The sequence below is a fragment of the Nitratidesulfovibrio vulgaris str. Hildenborough genome, from assembly GCF_000195755.1.
Taxonomy (GTDB): Bacteria; Desulfobacterota; Desulfovibrionia; order Desulfovibrionales; family Desulfovibrionaceae; genus Nitratidesulfovibrio; species Nitratidesulfovibrio vulgaris.
In genome coordinates, this window is sequence record NC_002937.3 from 571166 (window position 1) to 592034 (window position 20869).

At 65.4% G+C, this 20869-nt stretch carries 18 protein-coding genes; 7 read left to right on the forward strand and 11 right to left on the reverse strand.

The genetic code is table 11. The annotated features are described in order from the left end of the window. Positions 1-75 precede the first annotated feature (75 nt). Positions 76-2004 (forward strand): selenocysteine-specific translation elongation factor, encoded by a 1929-nt coding sequence (gene selB / locus DVU_RS02420; RefSeq protein WP_010937806.1) that lies wholly within the window; start codon positions 76-78, stop codon positions 2002-2004. A gap of 344 nt (positions 2005-2348) precedes the next feature. Here selB and DVU_RS02425 read toward each other — a convergent pair whose 3' ends face one another. From DVU_RS02425 to rimP, 11 genes are all read right to left on the reverse strand, one after another. Beyond that, positions 2349-3170 (reverse strand): hypothetical protein, encoded by an 822-nt coding sequence (locus DVU_RS02425; RefSeq protein WP_010937807.1) that lies wholly within the window; start codon positions 3168-3170, stop codon positions 2349-2351. Between the two features lie 35 nt (positions 3171-3205). Then, complete coding sequence (locus DVU_RS16755; protein WP_223294609.1) at positions 3206-3442, reverse strand: hypothetical protein; 237 nt, start codon at positions 3440-3442, stop codon at positions 3206-3208. 356 nt (positions 3443-3798) lie between these two features. Next, on the reverse strand, positions 3799-6081 hold the full coding sequence (pnp, locus tag DVU_RS02435; RefSeq protein WP_010937809.1) for a polyribonucleotide nucleotidyltransferase: 2283 nt from the start codon (positions 6079-6081) through the stop codon (positions 3799-3801). A 171-nt stretch (positions 6082-6252) separates the two neighbouring features. Continuing rightward, complete coding sequence (gene rpsO, locus DVU_RS02440) at positions 6253-6516, reverse strand: 30S ribosomal protein S15 (protein WP_181409373.1); 264 nt, start codon at positions 6514-6516, stop codon at positions 6253-6255. Between the two features lie 30 nt (positions 6517-6546). Beyond that, the gene (gene truB / locus DVU_RS02445) at positions 6547-7473 is read right to left on the reverse strand and encodes a tRNA pseudouridine(55) synthase TruB (protein ID WP_014524247.1); all 927 of its coding nucleotides are present in this window, start codon (positions 7471-7473) and stop codon (positions 6547-6549) included. Continuing rightward, on the reverse strand, positions 7466-8467 hold the full coding sequence (locus tag DVU_RS02450; RefSeq protein WP_010937812.1) for a DHH family phosphoesterase: 1002 nt from the start codon (positions 8465-8467) through the stop codon (positions 7466-7468). The genes truB and DVU_RS02450 overlap by 8 nt, the downstream gene beginning before the upstream one ends. A 17-nt stretch (positions 8468-8484) precedes the next feature. Next, positions 8485-8775, reverse strand: coding sequence for a DUF503 domain-containing protein (locus DVU_RS02455; protein WP_010937813.1), 291 nt, complete (start codon positions 8773-8775; stop codon positions 8485-8487). A gap of 103 nt (positions 8776-8878) precedes the next feature. Next, positions 8879-12118, reverse strand: a complete 3240-nt coding sequence (gene infB, locus DVU_RS02460; RefSeq protein ID WP_010937814.1) for a translation initiation factor IF-2 — start codon at positions 12116-12118, stop codon at positions 8879-8881. Positions 12119-12121: 3 nt separating this feature from the next. Further along, entirely contained in the window at positions 12122-12352 is a 231-nt protein-coding gene (locus tag DVU_RS02465; protein WP_010937815.1) for a YlxR family protein, read from the reverse strand. 3 nt (positions 12353-12355) lie between these two features. Then, positions 12356-13642: a transcription termination factor NusA gene (gene nusA, locus DVU_RS02470; protein WP_010937816.1), complete on the reverse strand. Its 1287-nt coding sequence runs from the start codon at positions 13640-13642 to the stop codon at positions 12356-12358. A 40-nt stretch (positions 13643-13682) separates the two neighbouring features. Further along, positions 13683-14201 (reverse strand): ribosome maturation factor RimP, encoded by a 519-nt coding sequence (rimP, locus tag DVU_RS02475; protein WP_010937817.1) that lies wholly within the window; start codon positions 14199-14201, stop codon positions 13683-13685. A 341-nt stretch (positions 14202-14542) separates the two neighbouring features. On the opposite strand from rimP, the gene flgF reads away from it, so the two are divergent. Genes flgF through DVU_RS02505 form a run of 6 tightly spaced genes read left to right on the forward strand, consistent with a single transcriptional unit; the run spans position 14543 to position 20861 of the window. Beyond that, positions 14543-15325 carry a flagellar basal-body rod protein FlgF gene (gene flgF, locus DVU_RS02480; RefSeq protein ID WP_010937818.1) on the forward strand — a complete coding sequence of 261 codons (783 nt, stop codon included), beginning with the start codon at positions 14543-14545 and terminating at the stop codon, positions 15323-15325. Positions 15326-15381: 56 nt separating this feature from the next. After that, complete coding sequence (gene flgG, locus DVU_RS02485) at positions 15382-16164, forward strand: flagellar basal-body rod protein FlgG (protein ID WP_010937819.1); 783 nt, start codon at positions 15382-15384, stop codon at positions 16162-16164. A 40-nt stretch (positions 16165-16204) separates the two neighbouring features. Further along, positions 16205-17146, forward strand: coding sequence for a flagellar basal body P-ring formation chaperone FlgA (flgA, locus tag DVU_RS02490; protein WP_223294608.1), 942 nt, complete (start codon positions 16205-16207; stop codon positions 17144-17146). 18 nt (positions 17147-17164) lie between these two features. Beyond that, positions 17165-17881, forward strand: a complete 717-nt coding sequence (locus DVU_RS02495) for a flagellar basal body L-ring protein FlgH (RefSeq protein WP_010937821.1) — start codon at positions 17165-17167, stop codon at positions 17879-17881. Positions 17882-17890: 9 nt separating this feature from the next. After that, positions 17891-19027 carry a flagellar basal body P-ring protein FlgI gene (locus DVU_RS02500; RefSeq protein WP_010937822.1) on the forward strand — a complete coding sequence of 379 codons (1137 nt, stop codon included), beginning with the start codon at positions 17891-17893 and terminating at the stop codon, positions 19025-19027. Between the two features lies 1 nt (position 19028). Continuing rightward, on the forward strand, positions 19029-20861 hold the full coding sequence (locus DVU_RS02505) for a peptidoglycan DD-metalloendopeptidase family protein (RefSeq protein ID WP_010937823.1): 1833 nt from the start codon (positions 19029-19031) through the stop codon (positions 20859-20861). Positions 20862-20869 lie beyond the last annotated feature (8 nt).

Here is a 20869-nt window from a genome sequence, read left to right on the forward strand (position 1 = left end):
CAAGGGGATGTCGCGACATGTCCCTGCCGTCCATTTCCGGCCACGCGCCGGTCACAGCTAGCATCAGGAGCGACCATGCCTGTAATCATGGGCACGGCTGGACATATCGACCATGGCAAGACTTCGCTCGTCCGGGCGCTGACCGGCATCGACTGCGACCGCCTCGACGAGGAGAAACGGCGAGGCATCACCATCGAACTGGGCTTCGCCTTCTGCGACCTGCCCGGTGGCGGGCGGCTTGGCGTCGTCGACGTGCCGGGGCACGAGAAGTTCGTCCGCAACATGGTGGCAGGGGCGTCGGGCGTCGACTTCGTCATGCTGGTCATCGCCGCCGACGAGGGCGTCATGCCGCAGACCCGCGAACATCTTGAGATATGCTCGCTGCTGGGCATCCGGCATGGTCTCGTCGCCCTCACCAAGGTGGACATGGTCGATGCCGACTGGCTTGAACTGGCACAGGACGACGTGGCTGGATTCCTTGCCGGGACATTCCTTGAGGGTGCGCCCATCTTTCCGGTCTCCGCCGTGACAGGGCAGGGTCTCGACACCCTGCGCGAACACCTCGCCACCCTTGAACGTGAATTGCGTCCTGAACGCCGTACCGACCTCTTCCGCCTGCCCGTCGACCGGGTGTTCACCATGCGCGGGCATGGTACGGTGGTGACGGGCACCATGATATCCGGTTCGCTCAAGGTGGGGGACGATGTGGTGCTCTATCCCGAAGGGCGCACAAGCAAGGTCCGGGGGCTGCAAAGCCACGGCGGGCCTGTGGACAAGGCCCTTGCGGGGCGTCGTACCGCAGTCAACCTCCAGGGCGTGGACGTGGCCGAGGTGCAGCGGGGCGAGGTGCTGGCGCTGCCCGGTACGTTGTTCCCCGCGCAGCGGTGGGACGTACGCCTGACCTGTCTCTCGTCCGCAGCGCGGCCCTTGCGTAACCGTACCGAGGTGCACTTCCATCACGGTGCGCGCGAGGTGCTGGCGCGTCTGCATTTTCACGACCGCGACCGCCTCAACCCCGGCGAGACGGCACTGTGTCAGGTGCGTTTCACGGAACCGATGGTGGGCGTGTTCGGCGACAGGTGCGTGGTGCGGACATTCTCGCCCCTGCGTACCGTGGCGGGGGGCGTGGTGGTCAACCCCACAGGTCACGACCTGCGTCGGCGCGACCCGCATTTCGCCGACAAGGTCGCCTTGCTGGCAAGCCTCCCCGAAGCCACCGAAGAGGAACTGGTGCAGGCCCATGTGGACCTTTCCGGCAATGCCGGTGCGGGCTTCGTACGTCTTTCCGTGCTCACCGACCTTGAGTCGAAGCGGCTTGAGAAAGTGCTGCAGGCGCTCGGTGCACGCGGGCGTCTGTTCTGCTTCGACCGTGAGGAGAGGGCCTACGTCGGGGCGGATGCCCTGCAAGCCCTCTCTGCCGGGTGCCTCGACCATGCTGGCGCGTTCCATGCCAAGGAACCGCTCAAGCCCGGCATGGCGCGCGGCGTGCTGGCCTCGGGCTGGGGACGCGGCTTGCACCCCCGCCTCATCCATTTCGTGGTCGAACGCCTCATCAAGCAGGGGGCACTGGTCGCCGAGGGCGACGTGTTGCGCCTGCCCGGACACAAGGTCTCGCTGGCTTCCGACCAGGAGGGATTGAGGGGCAAACTGCTCGCCATCTATTCCGAGGCAGGCATGACCCCGCCCAACCTCAAGGATGTGCTGGAGACCCTGTCGCTGGAACAGAAGGAGGCCGCGCCCGTGCTCAAGCTGCTGCACGATGGCGGCGAACTTGTGCGCGTCAAGGACGGGCTGCTCTTCCATCGCAGTGCGCTTGATGAACTCAAGGGCCGCGTGGCCCGGTGGTTCGACGACCACGACGACCTCGACCCCTCGGGTTTCAAGGAACTCTCGGGCGGGCTGTCGCGCAAGTACATCATCCCGCTGCTCGAGTACTTCGACCGTGAGCGTGTCACCATCCGCGTGGGAGACAAGAGGCAGCTACGGGGGGCCAAGGCCGGGTAGCAGCCTTGCCCAGGGCCATGAGCGCAGCGCATGATGGAGCGGCGGCATCGCTTACGGGGATGTTGTCCGCACAGTACGGAGTCCTTTGACGATTCGGAAGGCGGCTGGCGACAGCCGCCTTTTCGCGTAGGGCCAAGGCGGGCGATTGACCCCTGTTTCACGACGGGCATCAACGTGCCCGCTACGCATGCCAGCCATGGGCATCGGGGCAGGTGGCAAGCTGGCGGGCAGGATGGGTTCTGTGTCTTCCCCGGCAGGCGCGGGCTGCCCGTCCGTGTGCAACAGAGAAGGGCGACCGTTTCCGGTCGCCCTTGGTAGGCGTGAAAGCTGTGGTGTTTGCGAGGCTAGTCGACGAGACGGCCCTGCAACCAGACGATGGCCTCGATGTCGTCGCCCGCCTTGGGTTCGAAGCCGCCAAGAGTGCGCTCAGCGACGTAGAGCATGGCGCGCAGCGCCTTGTCGTCCTTGCCTGCAAGCGACACGGTCAGCATGAACACCTTCTCGCCGTTGAACTGGCAGGTGGCGACCTCTTCAACGGGAACGCGAATCTGGTATTCGCTGGCGTTGACGTACTGCTGCATGATGCGGGCGCCCTTGAGCGGGAGCGTCAGCGGAGGGATGCTGGCGGGGTCGACACCGGGGTTCTTGTCCACGTATGCCTTGGCGTAGCTGTCGAACTGGGGGCCGCCCTTGACCTGGATGCTGTCACGGGTGGCGGGGCGCAGCGCATAGGCGAGCGCGGAAAGGGTGAAGACCTGCTTCTGCCCGACGATGCAACTCCAGCGGTCACGGTAGAGCAGGGGGTCGTAGAACCAGATGCTGTCGTCACCGGCGCGGCAGGCGGCGATTTCGCCTTCGGCGTCGTTGCCCCACGGGTGCACTTCGGTGACTTCAAGCTCGTTCTCGAGCCCTTCCAGCAGCGGCAGGGCACTGACGGGCTGGTAGTTCTCGCCGTTCTGGTCGCCACGGATGATGAGTCCGGCGCGGCAGGGCTCTGTGGCAGGCCATGCCATGAGCACGGTGTGCCCGTCGGGGGTGTGCGACTGCCACGCTTCGCGGGTGCCGCCTTCATTGGCGATGGTCTGGACGAGACCCTTCACGGTTTCGTCGGGATTTTCAACGAGAGCGCGCCACTTGTCGCCGAGACCTTCAAAATGCTTGAGCATGGTTTTCCTTGTCGGTTGCGTAGTTGGGGGCGCGCTCAGAACATCAGCGAGCGCAGCGCGCCCACGAAACCGGCGTAAAGCCGGGTTGTTACGCCTGCATGCTGATGCGTTGCGGCATCGGGAGTCATGCCGAGACGCTGGCGCAGCAACGTATACGCGCGGTCGAAACGCTCAAGATGTTTGCGTCGCCGTCTGGCGTCGCGCTCTGTGATGCGTTCAAGCCTGCGCATGGCAGCGTCGTGGCGCTGCCGGAGATGTTCAATATCATCCATCACGAACCTCATTGCGTCCCGCGTCCAGTCCTCCCCCGGGTGTCGCATTGCGACATAGCTGTATGCAGGTCGTGAATATATTTGAACAAAATATGGTGCGAGAGTGTAGCCTCGCCCCGCCCCCGTGTCAATTGCGCTGCAAGCGAAAATGCACATGACCGGAGGCGACGAAAAGATGTGATTTCTTGGGTGGTTCGCCGCGACCATGACCTAACGCTCACGCCACGACAAGGTGACGTAGAGAGGGCGGGTGTGCGCCATGCCGCCCCCGTGCGTTGCGGCTTCATACCTCTTTGCGTTGCTGTCTGCCCCACGAGAAAGGGCGCGGGTTGCCCCGCGCCCTCATGGCTTACAGCTTAGTTGCGGTCGCGTCCGCCGTCGCGACGTCCGCCATCGCGGCGACCACCGTCACGTCCGCCATCACGGCGACCGTCACGACCGCCGTCGCGGCGACCATCACGTCCGCCGTCACGGCGTCCACCTTCGCGGGGACCGGAGGGGCGAGCGGTGTCTTCGGGCTTCCATTCGATGCCCTGCTCTTCAAGCAGGACGGCCTTGCGGCTGGCGCGGATGCGGTCGCCGTTGATCTCGATGACCTTCACGACCATGTCCTCGCCGAGGCGGGCCACGTCGGACGCCTGCTCGACCCTGTTGGTGTCAAGCTGCGAGATGTGCACGAGGGCTTCGAGGTTGGGCAGGATTTCGACGATGGCGCCGATTTCGAGGACCTTGCGCACCTTGCCGGTGTAGTTCTTGCCGATGTCGGCGCGCTGGTCGTAGTACTGCACCATCTCGCGGGCCATTTCCATGGCTTCGAGCGTGGGCGCGAAGATGGAGACGCGGCCGCTGTCCTCGATGTCGATGGACGCGCCGGTGGTGGCGGTGATGGCCTTGATGTTCTTGCCGCCGGGGCCGATGATGATGCGGATGATGTCGGGGTTGACGAACACCTCGGCATGCTGCGGCGCGTAGGCGGAAAGTTCGGCACGGGGGGCTTCGAGAACCTTGCCCATCTCGCCGAGGATGTGCAGGCGCGCATCACGGGCCTGCTGCATGGCGCGGGCCATGACATCGGTGGGCAGGCCCTTGACCTTGATGTCCATCTGGACAGCCGTGATGCCTTCGCTGGTACCGGCTATCTTGAAGTCCATGTCGCCGAGGGCGTCTTCGTCACCGAGGATGTCGGTGAGCACCACGTACTGGTCGCCCTCCTTGATGAGGCCCATGGCCACACCGGCCACAGGGGCGGTGATGGGCACACCGGCGTCCATCAGCGAGAGGCAGCCGCCGCAGACGGCGGCCATGGACGACGAACCGTTGGATTCCATCGTCTCGGCGACCACGCGCAGGGTGAAGGGAAAGTCTTCGCCGAGGGGCAGGATGGGACGCAGGGCCTTTTCGGCCAGTGCGCCGTGGCCGATTTCGCGGCGGGAGACGCGCACGGGCTTCACTTCACCCACGCAGTAGGGGGCGAAGTTGTAGTGCAGCATGAAGCGCTTGGTGACGTCGCCGGTCAGCGAGTCCATGCGCTGTTCGTCGGTGGAACTACCGAGGGTGGCCACGACCAGCGACTTGGTCTCGCCGCGCGCGAACAGGGCGGAACCATGGGCGCGGGGCAGGATGCCCGCTTCGATGAGAATGGGGCGAACGGTGGTGGTGTCGCGACCGTCGATGCGGCGGCCTTCGCGCACGATGCGTTCGCGCACGATGCGCTTCTCAAGCGCAGAGAGGATGTCGCCCACGGCGCGCAGCGGAGTGGTGTCTTCGGCGTAGGCGGGGTCGGCCACAAGGGCCTCCATCACCTTCTCCTTGACGGCCTTGCGGGCATCCTTGCGGGCCATCTTCTCGGGAATGCGAAGGGCTACGTCAAGGTCTGCGGTGGCAAGGGCGGCCACACGTGCGGCAAGGTCTGCATCTTCGACCGGTGCGGTGAACTCGCGCTTGGCCTTGCCAGCCATCTCGCGCAGCTTCAGCTGTGCGTCGATGAGGGGCTGGATTTCCTTGTGACCCCATTCGAGGGCTTCGACGATGACCGCTTCGGGCACGAAGCTGGCTTCGCCTTCGACCATCACCACGGCATCACGCGAGGCGGCGAGCACGATGTTGAGGTCGCTGCGCTCCATCTCCTTGATGGTGGGGTTGATGACGAACTGACCGTCGATGCGACCGATGCGCGCACCGGCGACCGGGCCGTCGAACGGGATGGACGACAGGCCGAGTGCGGTGGAGGCGCCGGTGACGGCGAGCACGTCGGAGTCGTTGTTCTGGTCGGAGGAGATGACGTTGGCGAGCACCTGCACCTCATCCTTGAGGCCCTTGGGGAAGAGCGGACGGATGGGGCGGTCGATGAGGCGGGAGACGAGGGTCTCGCGCTCGCTGGGGCGGCCGATCTCGCGTCGGAAGAAGCTGCCGGGGATGCGGCCGGCGGCGTACATCTTCTCGGAGTATTCGACGGTGAGCGGGAAGAAGCCGAGGTCGCGGTCAGTGGCTTGCGAGCACGCGGTGACGAGCACCACGGTACCGCCGCACTGTATCCACACGGCACCATCGGCCTGATTGGCGAGGCGACCTGTCTCGAAGACGATCTCCTTGCCGCCGACAGTGGCGGTGACGCGCATGGCGTTGAATATATTGGTCATGTTGTTTCCTCTCCGTCTGCGAAGGGGATTCCGGGGAGAAGGTCGGGCTTTCCGGACGGCGTCCGTGCGGCCCTCTTCCCGGACCCCCCTTACCGAAGACGTGTTGTATCGGCGCGTGCCGATGTTTCGACGGAGGAGGGGGGCCGTGCGGCCCCCCTCTGGACGAACCTGCTACTTTCTCAGACCGAGCTTCTCGATGAGGGCACGGTAACGCTGGACGTCCTTCTTCTTGAGGTAGTTCAGCAGCTTGCGGCGCTGACCAACCAGCTTCAGAAGGCCGGTGCGCGAGTGGTAGTCCTTCTTGTGGACCTTGAAGTGGCCGGTAAGCTGTTCGATGCGGGCGGTGAGCAGGGCGACCTGCACTTCAGGAGAGCCGGTGTCGCCTTCGTGCTTTGCGTGTGCGTCGATGACGGCCTTTTTTGCTTCGATGTCCATAACCACAGCTAGTTCCTCCGATGTTGGGCGTTAACTCCACAGTCCCCGGAGTACGGCCCAGACCTGTCTGCCACCTACGATGGCCGTTTCGACAAGAGCCACGGGCACCTCGCGCGTGTCGAGCAGTATCGCCTTCACACCTTCCATGAATGGCATGTCCGCCACCATCTCGGGTTGATAGGGCAGTGGTATCCCGTTGCGTACGCTCGCCTCCTGCTGGAGGCTGATGCCGACCTTTGGCCAGTGCGGCAACGCGTGCGTGATGGGGATGACCCGCTCTGCGAGGCGTCCGGGTTCTGCGAGCACGGCATCAAGGGTATGCGCCATGTCCAGTCCGAACGGATGACTGTACTCCCGGGTCAGTTCCGTAAGCACGGCGCCGCACCCTAGACGTATCCCCAAGCTGTGGGCCAGGGACCGTATGTAGGTGCCGGAACTGCATCTTACCCGGAAACGTACATGCGGCAGGTCGCACCATACGACCTCCGCAAGGGAAATCTCGACGGTCTTCGTCTTCACCGGGGTCTCGCGGCCTGCACGCGAAAGCTTGTACAGGGGCTGGCCCTGATGCTTTGCGGCAGAATAGGGGGGCACCTCCTGCTCGGAGGAACCCAGCCACGAGTCGACGATGGCGCGCACGTCGGCTTCTGTCACATGGTGCCAGGGCGCGGTGGCTGTCACCGTACCTTCGGCGTCCCAAGTGTCGGTCGTCTCGCCAAGGCGCAGGGTGCCTGCATACACCTTCTCGCCATCGGCCATGAGGTGACCTGAAATTTTCGTCGCATGTCCCAGCAGGACGAGCAACACACCACCAGCCATGGGGTCGAGAGTCCCCGCATGACCTATCTTCTTCTGACCCAGCCGCTTCACCTTCGAGATGCACTGGGCCGACGAGGGGCCACTGGGCTTGTCCAGCACCAGCAGACCATGCTGCTGTACGGGCATCTGGTCAAACATACAGTGACGCTCCATCACCGTCCAGCCCGAGTTGTTCGCCTAGGGCTGCAACGACTTGCCGTGAGGCTTCTTCCGGGGGCAAGGGCATTTCCACGCCCGCCGCGTTCCGGTGCCCGCCTCCGCCGAAGCGTGCGGCCACGGCGCGCACATCATCAGACCCGGTGGAACGCAGGCTGACCTTCGACCCTTCCGGACCGTTGCCGCGAACCATGACCGAGACGCGCACCCCGCGCACCTTGCGCATCTGGGAGGCCCAGCCTTCGAGGTCGGCACGTCGTGCGCCGCATGACTCGATGAGCGCATCGGGAATGACCGATATAGCCACTGTGCCGTCGAACGCAAGACGCATCTCCTGCATGAGCCTGCCCCACAACTGCATCCGGGCGAAAGACCACTGATTGTCGTGCCGTTCGGTGAGGGCCGCCACATCCAGCCCGTTGCCTACGATTTCAGCGGCAAGGGAAAGGACTCGGGCCGAGGTGTTGCCGAACGAGAACGACCCGGTGTCGGAGACAAGGGCGAGATAGAGGCATTCGCCGAGGGCACCGGCAAGGGGCTGGCCCAGCGCGAGGGCGATCTCGGCCACCATTTCGCCGGTGGCTGCCCGCTGGGGTTCGACCCAGTTGTCGACGGTGCCGAAGAGGGGATTGCCCTGATGGTGGTCGATGTTGATGGACGGTAGGTCGGCAAGCGGGGCACGCAGTGCCTCGCCGGGGCGTTTCTCGTCACCGCAGTCCAGCACGATGGCAAGCCTGGGCTGAAAGGGCAGTTCATCGAAAGATGTGTACACCTGACCGGGCAGGGGAACCCATGAGAGGTGCGAAGGCACACCGGACACGTTGCAGAGGCAGAAGCGCTTGCCAAGAGTCGCCAGCACGTGGCCCATGGCACCGAGTGAACCGATGGCGTCGCCATCGGGATTGGCATGGGTGGTGATGAGGATGTCGTCCGCGTCGCGGAGAAGGGCGGCTATGCGAGCCTGTGGTTCCTGCATGGTATGTCCGGGGGCGGTCAGTCGGCCGCGAAGATTTCAATGTCGCTGTAGACCATCTCTTCGGGACAGACGGCCTCCATCATGGCGAGGCATTTGTCGAGACGGCTCTGTAGGTGCTGGTGGCTGTTGCTGACGGAGACTACCGCGAGACGCAGCATGGTGAGGGAGTCTTCTGTTTCGACTTCGGCGATGGCCACGTTGAAGGTGTTGCGCACCTTCTGCTTGAGGCTGTTGGCGATGCGCCGCTTGCCCTTGAGCGAGTCGTTGCCGTGCAGGCGGTATTCTACGGTCAGTACACCAAGAACCATGGTTCATCCGGTGTGGGGCGCATGGTGGCGTGCATTGCAGCACATACCGTGGCGCACCCGCTGTCATCGGGGGTGGAGACGGGCTCCACCCCCGTAACAAGCACTACAGTGTAGCGGCCTCTTCGACCATTTCGAAGGCTTCGATGACGTCGCCGACCTTGATGTCGTTGAAGTTCTCGAGGCCCATGCCGCACTCGTAGCCCTTCTGCACGTCGCGGACGTCGTCCTTGAAGCGCTTGAGGGACGTGATCTTGCCCGTGTAGACGACCACACCGTCGCGCAGCAGGCGCACACCCGCGTTGCGGGTGACCTTGCCGTCGGCCACGTGACAACCGGCGATGACGCCGATCTTGGGCACGCTGAAGGTCTCGCGCACTTCGGCCTGACCGAGGTACACTTCGCGCTGCACCGGGGCGAGCATGCCCGCCATGGCGCTCTTGATCTCATCCACGAGCTTGTAGATGATGTCGTAGAAGCGGATGTCCACGTTCTCCTGCTCGGCGATGTCCTTGACCTTGGAGGTCGGGCGGACATTGAAGCCGATGATGATGGCGTCGGAGGCCGATGCCAGCAGGATGTCGGATTCGGTGATGGCACCGGCACCGCCGTGGATGATGTTGATCTTGACCTTCTCGGTGCTGAGCTTGCGCACGGCCTCGCTGATGGCCTCGAGCGTGCCCTGCACGTCGGCCTTGAGAACGAGGTTGAGCGTGAGCGCCTCGGCGGCGTCGGCACGGCGCGACAGGAAGGTTTCGAGGGTGACCTTCGACTCCTTGGCGAGTTCGCGCTCGCGCTGCTTGACGGCGCGGCTTTCGGCGATGCGGCGGGCGACCTTGTCGTCGGCTACGCTCACGAACTCCTCGCCGGCTTCGACGACACCGTCAAAGCCCTGCACCTCGACCGGAGTCGAGGGACCGGCTTCCTTCACCTTGCGGCCCTGGTCGTCGAACATGGCGCGCACGCGGCCTGCGAACACGCCGCAGACGAAGGCGTCGCCCTGACGGAGAGTGCCTTCCTGCACCAGCACCGTGGCGAGAGGGCCACGGCCCTTGTCGAGCTTGGCCTCGACGACGTGACCGCGGGCGGCCTTGTCGGGGTTGGCCTTCAGTTCGAGGATTTCGGCCTGAATGGCGATGAGTTCGAGCAGTTCGTCGAGACCTTCGCGGGTCTTTGCCGAGACCTTGGCGAAGATGGTATCGCCACCCCAGTCTTCCGCCACGAGGCCCAGTTCGGACAACTCGCGGATGACGCGGTCGGGGTTTGCCCCTTCCTTGTCCATCTTGTTGACGGCGACCATGATGGGCACGCCCGCAGCCTTCGAGTGGTTCACGGCTTCGCGGGTCTGCTCCATGACGCCGTCATCGGCGGCGACGACGAGCACGACGAGGTCGGTGATCTGGGCACCACGTGCGCGCATGGCGGTGAACGCCTCGTGACCGGGCGTGTCGAGGAACACGATCTCGCCCTTCTTGGTGGTCACATGGTAGGCACCGATGTGCTGGGTGATGCCGCCCGCTTCGCCAGCCGTCACGTTGGACTTGCGGATGGCGTCGAGGAGGGAGGTCTTGCCGTGGTCGACGTGACCCATGATGGTGACGACCGGAGGCCGGGTGACCAGCGTCTCGGGCGCGTCCTCTTCCTTGGGCACGAGGTAGTCGTCTTCCGAGAAGCCGACCTTCTCCACTTCGTAGCCGAACTCTCCGGCAACGACAGTTGCCGTATCGATGTCGAGCGACTGGTTGATCGTCGCCATGACGCCGAGACCGAAGAGCACCTTGATGATCTCGTTGGCCTTGAGACCCATCTGGTGGGCCATGTCGGCCACGCGGATGGCCTCGTCGACCTTGATCTTGCGCTTGACGGCCTTCAGCGGCTGGGTCGCGGCGGGACGTACGTCCTTCTTGCCGCGCTTGCCCCGGCCGCGGGGGCCGCGCATCACGTCGTCATCGCTGCGACCACGAGGCCCGTCAGCCTGAAAATCTACGGTACGACGGCCCTTCTGCCGCTTCTTCTTGCTCTGGTCGCCGCGGCCATCGGCACCGGGTACGGGCATGCCGCCGGGTGCACCGCCGAAGCCGCCGGGACGCGGTGCGCCACCCGGACGGGGAGGACCACCGGCGGGACGGTAGCCGCCCTCGCGCTGTCCTTCAGGACGCGGTGCGCCACCAGCGGGCCTGTAGCCACCTTCGGGGCGCGGTGCGCCGGGGCGGTAGCCACCTTCACGCTGACCCTCGGGGCGGGGACCGCCAGCGGGCCTGTAGCCGCCTTCGGGGCGCGGTGCGCCGGGGCGGTAGCCGCCTTCAGGGCGCGGACCACCGGGACGGTAGCCACCTTCGGGGCGGGGTGCGCCGCCGGGGCGATAGCCGCCTTCGCGCTGGCCTTCGGGGCGGTAGCCGCCTTCGCGCTGGCCTTCGGGACGGTAGCCGCCCTCGGGACGCTGACCGCCGGGGCGATAGCCGCCTGCTTCACGCTGTTGCTGTGCCGCCTGCTGCTGCATCTGCTGTTGGGCCACAGCGGCAGGGTCGGGACGCGAGATGACGCGAACCTGCGGCACCACGGCTTCAGGCTGGCGGCGCTTCTTCTTGCGGCGACGCTGCTGTGCATCGTCGTCATCACCATCCGCGTCGGCGTCTGCACGCTCGACGGTGTCGGAAGGTTCGGCGGAACGGACAGGCAGCGTGGGGGCAGAGGACGTACCGTCCGGCACGGCCGAGGCGTCGGGCGTGGCAGGACGCACGACACGCGCCGTGGCGGGCTTGTCGGCCTGCGGGCGTTCGGATTCGGGCTCTACGGTCTTCGCAGGGGCTGCTTCGGCCGTGACGGTCGCCTTTACGGCGGGCGCTTCGGGGGCGGGTGTCTCTGCGGGTGCAGCCTCGACGACCTTCGCCACAGGGGCGGGCTCGTCAGGGCGGCGGATGATGCGCGCCTTGACAGGTTCCGCCTGCGGCTCTTTGCGGGCACGCGCGTGGGCTTCCGTCTCCGGAGCCTTGGCGGGCTTCGCCACAGCGGGCTTGTCGGCTTCTTCGGCCCTTTCGGGCGCGGAGGTCTCGGGCATGGCGGCTGTGGCCTCCTGCTCGGGGGCCTTTGCCTCGGCGCGTGCGGACGCCCTGTCGCCGTCGCGATGGCGACGGCGCACGATCACGTCGGGGTTGCCCTCTTTGCGGGCTCCACCGTCGCGTTGCGCCTGAACGCGCTCCTTGATCCGCGGCAGGTCTTCCTGAGCGATGACGCTGGTGGAGGTCTTGGCCGAGATGTTCATATCCTTGAGCACCTGACCCAGCTCCTTCGTCGTCACGCCCAGTTCGGCCGCGAGATCCTTCACCTTGGTCTTGTTTTCCGTCATTCCTTAAACCCCCTTGCGCTTCCGTCGCCATCCGCCGAACTTGCGGAGCCGCTCCCGGCATGCCGGGTCGCCGCATACGTACCATCCCCTTCCGGGAAGGACCTGTCGCTCGTCGGCGACGGGCGCTGCCCCTTCGGCGGGGCAGACGTAGCGCAGAAGCTCATGCTTGGCAAAGCGCCGTCTACAGATGACGCACATCCGGACCGGCTGGTGCCGTTCCTCGGAAGGCGTCATCGATTATTCCGTCTCCCCGTCTGCGTCGTCCCCGTCTGAGGCGGAAGGCGCAGGGCTGAGGAAGTTGATAGCAGCACGCAGGTCGGCGATGCGATTGTCATCGATGCCGAGCCCGCTGGCGAGTTCCTCGTCGGAGGCTTCCCGCAAACGTTCAATGGACTGGAAACCCGCCGTGACGAATTGCTCGATGGAGATTTCGGCAACGCTGGCGATCTGCTCGAGGCCGCGCCCGATGGCGTTGGCCTCATTGTACCGGGTTTCCGTATAGATATCTATCTTCCAGCCCAGCAGCTTCGCGGCCAGCTTGACGTTCTGCCCCTTGCGCCCGATGGCGTTGGTGAGCTGGTCGTCAGGCACGATGACTTCGAGGAGATTCTCCTCTTCATCGACCACGATGCGCGAAATGACGGCAGGAGACAGGGCATTGCGGGCGTAGGTGGCGATTTCAGGGCTCCACACCACGATGTCGATGCGTTCGCCGCGAAGCTCCTGCACGACGTTCTGGATGCGGGAGCCGCGAATGCCGACACACGCGCCCACGGGATCGACGTCACGCTCACGCGAGAGCACGGCGACCTTGGCACGGCTGCCGGGGTCGCGGGCCACGCCCATGATCTGCACGGTACCGTCGTCGACCTCGGGAACCTCGCGGCGGAAGAGCGCTGCCATGTAGTCGCGGTGAGAGCGCGAGACGATGACCTGCGGCCCGCGTCCTTCCTTGCGTACCTCGATGATGATGGCCTGAACCCGGTCGCCGCGCTTGTAGTGCTCGCGGGGGATCTGCTCCTCTTTGGGGAGCAGGGCCTCGGTACGCCCGAGGTTGATGATCCAGCCGGCCTTGTCCCGGCGCTGGATGATGCCGCTGATGATCTCGCCACGCCGGTCCTTGAACTCGTCGTAGATGAGCTCCTGCTCGGCGTCACGCATGCGCTGGATGATGACCTGCTTGGCGGACTGGGCGGCGATGCGGCCGAGATCCTCGACCTTGAGGCGGAAGCCCATCTCGTCGTCGATCTGGACGCTGGGGTCGTGCTTGCGGGCTTCTTCGAGGACGATGTGGGCGTTGCCGTCCTCGTCCTCGTCATCCAGTTCGGCGACGACGATCTTGAACTGGTAGACTTCGATCTCGCCGCTTTCGTCGTTGTACGAGACCTCGACGTCGATGTCGTCGCCATACTTGCGAACGACCGATGTGCGGACGGCCTCTTCAAGGGTTGCGACGAGCATGTCGCGTTCGAGGCCCTTGTCCTTGCTTATCTGGTCGATGGCTTTCTTGAGTTCCATGCTCATGGAAAAGTCCTCCGGCTCGGTCTTGGCTTTCCGGGGCTGCCTAACGGCGGGGCTTGTGGCCCGGCTCGGGGAACACGTGGATGAGATTGGCCTTGCGGACGCCCTGCCACGATGTGCGCAGGACAGCCTCTTCGGCTTCGGGTGCGGGGGCACCTTCGGGACGCAAAACCACGGTGTCGCCCTCAACGGCCAGAAGCTCGCCGCGGAACTTGCGACGGCCGGGCCATTCGGGGGTGGGGTCGATGAGTGTGAGCTCTATCTGGCGTCCCACATAAGGGGACATCTGCTCCGCGCGGAAGAAGGGCCTTTCGAGGCCCGGTGAGGAGACTTCGAGGACATAGGCGGAGCTGATGACGTCTTCGACCTCCAGCGCGAGGCCCACATGGCGCGAGACTTCGGCACACTGGTCGATGGTGACCCCTTCGGGGCCATCGACGAAGAGACGCACGACGGTGCGACCGCCGTACGATAACTCGATGCCCCACAGTTCGAGGCCGAGCGACGCGAGAAACGGCCCGGCCATATCAGCTATGGTTGCGTCAAGTGCCTGTTTGGTCATTGTTGTTCCTTGTGCAGGGGCGTTACGCCAAAAAAAAGGGGGGCCATCGTCAGGCCACCCGGTAGGACCGCAATCGGTCAACAGGATGTGGAAGCGGTCTGTCGGCGGGCGCATGGCGGGATGCCCGGGAAGCGAGTCGCTTGAAAACCGTCTCGCCGCTTCATCTGATTCGGGGTTCTATAGCGCCGCGGAGGCGGGGTGTCAACCCTCACGCATGTTGTCAAGGGTTTTTGGCGGCGAGAGGGGGCATGACCCCGCACGAGAAGACTGTGCCGTGGTCTGCATATTGCAAAAGCAAGGGCGAAGAAGCCGCGGGCGTCAACACCCCGTAAGGAGGCCCCATGCAGGACAGTATGCTGAGCGGTCTGTTCGGTGCTCTCACAACCGAGCATCGACTCAACAATATCGCCAACAATCTCGCTAACGTGAACACCAACGGCTACAAGCGCGACGTGCTCGCCTTCAAGGACACCATGGCCCTTTTCGCGCATGACGAGATCATGGAGCCCATGGCCAATGTCCGGTCGAAGAAGCTGTTCCCCGAACCCCTGCACGTGGCAAGACCCCGCATCGCCGTGGCGCGCACCGACTTCAGTCAGGGCAGCTTCCATTATACGAGCGACCCGCTCGACCTTGCCATCAGCGGTAACGGGTTCTTCAAGGTGCGCACCCCCGAAGGCGAGTTCTACACCCGCAACGGTCATTTCCGTCAGACTTCCGACGGGCAGCTCGTCACCATGCAGGGGTGGCCCGTCCTTTCAGAGGGCGGCGACATCAACCTGCCGCAGGGCAAGAACCTTCAGGTCGCCTCCGACGGGCGCATCGCCGTGGACGGTGTCGACGTGGGGCAGTTGCAGGTGGTCACCGTGTCCGACCTTGAAGGGCTGGAGAAGCTCGGCGGCAATCTCTACCGGCTGCGAGAGGGCAGCACGGCGGGCGAAGTCCCCGTCGGGCCGGACGTGATCGTTTCACAGGGCTACATCGAGACCTCCAACGTGGAGGTGGTCAACGAGATGGTCAACATGATCGAGACGCAACGCCAGTTCGAAGCCTACCAGAAGGTGATGCAGACCTCGGACACCGTCGACCGCGACGCCATAACCAAGATAGGCAGGGGCCGCTAGGCCGGGCCGTCGGAACATAGCGGGCCGCGCACGGCGTCCCGACAGGGAGAAGGATCATGATGCGTTCACTCTGGACTGCGGCTACCGGCATGGTGGCGCAGCAGCTTAACATCGACGTCATCTCGCACAACCTCGCCAACGTGAACACCTCCGGCTTCAAGAAAAGCCGCGCCGAGTTCGAAGACCTGATGTACCAGAACATGCGCATCGCAGGTTCGGCCACCGAGGGCGACAGCCGCATCCCGGTGGGCATCCAGGTGGGCATGGGCGTGCGCCCCACGGCGGTGCACAAGTTCTTCTCGCAAGGCGACTTCCAGAACAGCGGCAACCCGCTGGACATCGCCATCGAGGGCGACGGCTTCTTTCAGGTGCTGGTCAATGGCGAACCTCGCTACACCCGCGCCGGGGCCTTCAAGCTCAATCAGGACGGTACGGTGGTCACGGCCAACGGCTATGTGCTCCAGCCGGAGTTCACCGTGCCTGCCGAGACCAAGAACGTCGTCGTGACAGAGGCGGGGCACATCGCCGCACTCGATGCCAACGGGCAGGAACTCGCCGCCGCCGACATCCCCCTCTACACCTTCATCAACCCGGCGGGACTCGACGCCATCGGCCGCAACCTCTACGTGCCCTCGGAGGCGTCGGGCGAAGCGGTGGAAGGGGTGCCCGGTGAAGACAACGTCGGGACGCTGGCGCAGGGCTTCCTCGAGATGTCCAACGTCGAGGTGGTCGATGAGATGGTCAACATGATCGTCGGTCAACGCGCCTATGAAATGAACTCCAAGGCCATCTCCACTTCAGACCAGATGTTGCAGACGGCCGTGAACCTCAAGAGGTAGACCGGGCATGAGGCGAAGCGGATTACTTGTGGCTGCGTGCATGGCGTTTGTGTTGTGCGGCGTGGTCGCGGTGCTGGCTGCCACCGGGGATGCAGGATGGCGCATACGGTTGCGCGAAGCCGCCGTGGTGGCGGGTCCGACGGTGCTTCTCGGCGAGGTGGCCGACCCCGTGGGCGAGATGCCCGCCGCGGTGTGGCGCGACCTCGCGGCACGTCCGCTGTGGGCAGCCCCCGCCGACGCCGGGCGTCCCATGATCGTCAACAAGGTGCGACTTGGCGAGGCGTTGCGGGCGGCGCTGGGTGCCACGGCAGACAGCTGCCTGCTTCCGCCGTCCATGGCGTTGCAGCGTGGCGGGGCCGTGTTGCGCGAGGGCGACCTGCGCGACATCGTCGTCAGAACCATGACGCCGCAACTGGCGTCCATGGGGGGCGAGGCTTCGTTCTCCGATTTCAGGCTTCCGCCCTTCGCCTTTCTGGAACACCCGCAGCAGAAGGTGATTCTCGAACCGTTGCAGCCCGCGCCCGGCAGACTTTCGTTGCGCTTCGCCGTGCTGGAGATGGACGGCGCCGTGGTGCGTCGCTTCACGGGCACGGCGTTTCTGGATGTGTGGCTCACGGTCCCCTGCGCCGCCCAGCCCCTCAACCGGGGGGACAGGCTCGAAGTCGAAAAGGTCACGTGGATGCGAAAGAATATCGCGCACCTGCGGGCCGCTCCGTGGGATGGCCGGGGCGGGCCGTGGCAATTGCAGCGTCCTGTGGGGGCAGGGCAGGTGGTCTATCAGGACGACGTGGCCCCCAACCCGGCGGTGACCCGTGGCGGAATCGTGACACTGGTGTACGAGTCGCCAGCCTTGCGTCTTGCCGTACAGGGCGAGGCCCTGGCGGACGGAATGCCCGGTGAGACCATTCAGGTGCGCAATTTGCAAAGCAGAAAGCAGGTGTACGCCACCGTCCGCGACGGAAGCACCGTGGTGGTCAGGTAGGCGCACGGAGGATTGACGATGATACGCAAGACACTGGCCGCCAGTTGCGCGGTGCTGCTCATGGCCGGGTGCAACGCCGCGCGGCAGCAGGCATCGCCCCTGCCACCGGTGGCCCCGCCCCAGACCTATGTCGAGCCGGAACAGGCGGCTGCGAATCCCGGTTCCATGTTCAACGACGCCGAGGCCGACCTCATGTTCTCCGACAGCCGTGCGCGGCGTGTCGGTGACATCGTGCTGGTGAAGATCGTCGAGAACGCCAAGGCCAAGAACAAGGCCGACACCACGTCAGAACGCGATTCGACCAACAACTATACCGTAGGGGCCTACTTCGGACAGGACAGCGCGTCCATCAACCCCATGAACCCCGTGGGTGCGTTCGGGGGCAAGGTGGGCACCAACGCCCTGTTGCAGACCGGGTCGAAGAGCAAACTCGACGGCAAGGGCGAGACCAAGCGCGAGAACACCGTCACCGCTACCATCGCTGCACGCGTGGTTCGCGTGATGCCGGGCGGCCTTCTGCAGGTGGAGGGCGCGCGCGAGACGCGCGTCAACGACGAGACGCAGTACATCGTCTTGAGCGGCCTTGTCCGTTCGCGTGACGTGGCCAGCGACAACTCGGTCATGTCCACCCAGCTGGCCGATTCGCGCATCGCCTACTACGGCAAGGGTGTCCTTGCCGACAAGCAGCGTCCCGGCTGGTTCTCACGCCTCATGGACAACCTCTGGCCCTTCTAGGAGCGCATGATGTCGTTGTTTGACCGTCCTGCCCGTTGGCAGGGGGTGTGGCCCCTTCTCCTTGCCGTGGCGTTGTCCACGTTGCTTCCGCTGGCCATGCCGGGAAGCGCCGGGGCCGTGCGCATCAAGGACATCGCCACCTTCTCGGGTGTGCGCGACAACCAGCTTGTGGGCTACGGACTCGTGGTGGGCCTTGGCGGTACGGGTGACAAGAAGGAGTCGGTGTTCACCGTCAGTTCCATGGTCAACATGCTCGAACGCATGGGCGTGGCCGTCGACCCCAAGCAACTCAAACCCAAGAACGTGGCTTCGGTGATGGTCACGGCGCGCATGCCTGTCTCCGCAAAGCCGGGCGCGCGTCTCGATGTCACCGTGTCATCCATGGGTGACGCCACAAGCCTTCTGGGCGGCGTGCTGTTGCAGACCCCGCTCAAGGGTGTCGACGGCAAGATATACGGCCTCGCGCAAGGCTCGCTCGCCCTCGGTGGTTTCTCCGCCGAAGGGCAGGCGGCGCGCGCGCAGAAGAACATCACCACGGTGGGGCTCATCCCCGGCGGGGCCATCATCGAACGTGGCGTGCCCTTCGAGTTCAACCAGCAGGACAGGCTCACGCTGAACCTGTCCACCGCAGACTTCTCCACGGCCCAGCAGGTGGCCGAACGGCTCAACGCCGCCATGGGCGGGCGCTACGCCAACGCCGTAGACGCCTCGACCGTGGCCATGGACGTGCCCCCCAACTATCGCGGCAATCTCGTGCCGTTGATGGCGTCGGTCGAGAACATCGAGGTCGCCCCCGACGCTCCTGCGCGGGTGGTGGTGGACGAGAAGACCGGAACCGTGGTGCTTGGGCGCGATGTGCGCATATCCCGCGTGGCCGTTGCCCATGGCAGTCTGCAGGTCACCGTGCAGGAGTCGCAGCAGGTGTCGCAGCCCGCCCCCTTCAGTCAGGGGCAGACGGTGGTCACACCGCAGACCAACGTGAACGTACGCGAGGAGAACCGCCGGCTGATGATGATCGAAGGCGCCACGTTGCAGGAACTGGTCGATGGGCTCAATGCCATAGGCGCCACGCCTCGTGACCTCATCTCCATATTGAGGGCCATGAAGGCTGCGGGCGCGTTGCACGCCGAACTCGAGGTCATCTGATATGACTGCCCCGCTCACCGACCCCTCGCTGGCGCGCGCCGCCAGCCAGCAGGACGACCTCGTCGCCCGCAAGCGGAGTCTCGACGCCCTGCGGCAGCGCGTCGGCGCACAGCCCGACAAGGCCAAGAAGCTGCGTGAGGCCTGTGAGGGGTTCGAGTCGGTGTTCCTGCAGAAGGTCTGGGAGCAGATGCGCACCACGGTGCCCAAGGAAGGCTACCTGCACAGCCGTGAAGAGCAGTTCTGGCAGTCCATGTTCGATCAGGAACTGGCGAAGAAGATGTCCTCTGCGGGGGGTATCGGCCTCGCCGACATGCTCTACGACCAGCTTTCGTCCACCCTGTTGAGTGCAAGCCGCCGTAGCGCAGCGCAGGGGACGCATGATGCCGTGCCGGTGGACCCCGTGTCGGCATTGCCGGAACGTGGGGCGGGGCAGACCGCGTCCGTCGTATCGGGAGGTGACGCCACTGCCGGTGCCGCGAAGCCGGGTGAGGCCTCTGCCGCTGCGGGTGCTTCGGCCCCCTTGTACGCGCCTCTTTCCGACGCCGCCCATGGGCAGCCGACTTCCGCAGCCGAGGGTGCCATGGGAGGAATGACGACGGGGCAACCTGCGCCGCCCGTGCCATCTGCCTCGTCCGCGTCGTCACCGGCGTCTTCGGCGAATGCGGCAGACGCCGGTCACGCCAGCCCGGTAGCGGCTGCCGGAGAGGCCTCCACCCCCGCAGTGCCTCTCTCGCCCGACCAGCAGGCCGTGTTGCAGCGCGAATTGGCCGCCTACGCCCGTCAGGTCGCAGCACAGCGCAGTGCCGCACCTGCTGCGGGAACAACCGACACGGAACAGGTAGCCACTGGTGCGGCCGTAGCCGCCGCAGGGCCGACCGCCGCCTCCGGCCCCGAATCTGCCACGACCTCCCCGGCTGCCACGATTCCTCCGGCTGGGCACGACGCAGCGCGCGCCGCGCGTTCGGCCGGTGCCGATTTCATGACCCCGCCGCCCGTGGTGCGAAGCCCGCGCAACGGTCGCCCCGACATCCCCACCACCTACCGCCGCAATGCGGGCCGCCGTACCGACACGGCCAGCCCCGCAGTGACAGGGCCTCGCGTTCCTTCGGGGCAGCCCGTGACGCGCCGCCCGGGTATGACGCCCGCGGAAGGTGCGCAGGCGGTGCAGAACGCCGCGTCTACGTTCGCGCCGTCTGCGGCAGCGGCACAGGGCGTGCCGGCACCTTCGGCCCCGCAGCCTCCGACGCTGCCGGGTGTACCGGCTTACACTCCCGGCGTTCCGGGTATGGTGACGCCCCCACAGGGCGCGACGCAGCCTGTACCGCCGGTCGCATCACCGCCTTCCTCTCCCGCGGGCGCACCCGTGGGAATGCCCGCGACGCGTCTTGCCTCGCCCGTGGGTGGGCCCGCCCCCGCCCCCCTGCCGGGACGTCTCGCATGGCCGGTGGCAGGGCATATCTCCGAAGGTTTCGGCTGGCGTAGCGACCCGGTCACGGGAGAACGTGCATGGCACCCCGGCGTCGACCTCGCCGCCGCCGAGGGTTCACCCGTGCGGGCCTGCTGGGATGGCAAGGTCGTGTTCGCAGGGGAACAGGGCGACTACGGCAATCTCGTCGTCGTGGAACACGCGGGTGGATGGCGTAGCTACTATGGTCACAACGCGGCACTCTCGGTCCGTGCGGGTGATGTCGTCGCCTCCGGTTCGGAACTTGCAAAAGCAGGGGCGACAGGGCGCGCCAACGGCCCTCACGTCCATTTCGAAGTGCGACTCGGCGAACTGGCCCTCAACCCGGAGACCTTGGCAGGCAAGGGGAACGCGCCATCAGCCAGCTGATGCACCCA

Excerpts from the sequence above, each read along its gene's own strand:
- DVU_RS02500 (WP_010937822.1), top strand. The coding sequence starts at position 17,891 with ATGTCGTTGTTTGACCGTCCTGCCCGTTGGCAGGGGGTGTGGCCCCTT.
- DVU_RS02465 (WP_010937815.1), bottom strand. The coding sequence starts at position 12,352 with ATGACGCCTTCCGAGGAACGGCACCAGCCGGTCCGGATGTGCGTCATC.
- selB (WP_010937806.1), top strand. The coding sequence starts at position 76 with ATGCCTGTAATCATGGGCACGGCTGGACATATCGACCATGGCAAGACT.
- DVU_RS16755 (WP_223294609.1), bottom strand. The coding sequence starts at position 3,442 with ATGGATGATATTGAACATCTCCGGCAGCGCCACGACGCTGCCATGCGC.
- flgG (WP_010937819.1), top strand. The coding sequence starts at position 15,382 with ATGATGCGTTCACTCTGGACTGCGGCTACCGGCATGGTGGCGCAGCAG.
- rpsO (WP_181409373.1), bottom strand. The coding sequence starts at position 6,516 with ATGGACATCGAAGCAAAAAAGGCCGTCATCGACGCACACGCAAAGCAC.
- flgF (WP_010937818.1), top strand. The coding sequence starts at position 14,543 with ATGCAGGACAGTATGCTGAGCGGTCTGTTCGGTGCTCTCACAACCGAG.
- DVU_RS02495 (WP_010937821.1), top strand. The coding sequence starts at position 17,165 with ATGATACGCAAGACACTGGCCGCCAGTTGCGCGGTGCTGCTCATGGCC.
- pnp (WP_010937809.1), bottom strand. The coding sequence starts at position 6,081 with ATGACCAATATATTCAACGCCATGCGCGTCACCGCCACTGTCGGCGGC.
- DVU_RS02505 (WP_010937823.1), top strand. The coding sequence starts at position 19,029 with ATGACTGCCCCGCTCACCGACCCCTCGCTGGCGCGCGCCGCCAGCCAG.
- flgA (WP_223294608.1), top strand. The coding sequence starts at position 16,205 with ATGGCGTTTGTGTTGTGCGGCGTGGTCGCGGTGCTGGCTGCCACCGGG.
- DVU_RS02450 (WP_010937812.1), bottom strand. The coding sequence starts at position 8,467 with ATGCAGGAACCACAGGCTCGCATAGCCGCCCTTCTCCGCGACGCGGAC.
- DVU_RS02455 (WP_010937813.1), bottom strand. The coding sequence starts at position 8,775 with ATGGTTCTTGGTGTACTGACCGTAGAATACCGCCTGCACGGCAACGAC.
- infB (WP_010937814.1), bottom strand. The coding sequence starts at position 12,118 with ATGACGGAAAACAAGACCAAGGTGAAGGATCTCGCGGCCGAACTGGGC.
- nusA (WP_010937816.1), bottom strand. The coding sequence starts at position 13,642 with ATGAGCATGGAACTCAAGAAAGCCATCGACCAGATAAGCAAGGACAAG.
- DVU_RS02425 (WP_010937807.1), bottom strand. The coding sequence starts at position 3,170 with ATGCTCAAGCATTTTGAAGGTCTCGGCGACAAGTGGCGCGCTCTCGTT.
- rimP (WP_010937817.1), bottom strand. The coding sequence starts at position 14,201 with ATGACCAAACAGGCACTTGACGCAACCATAGCTGATATGGCCGGGCCG.
- truB (WP_014524247.1), bottom strand. The coding sequence starts at position 7,473 with ATGTTTGACCAGATGCCCGTACAGCAGCATGGTCTGCTGGTGCTGGAC.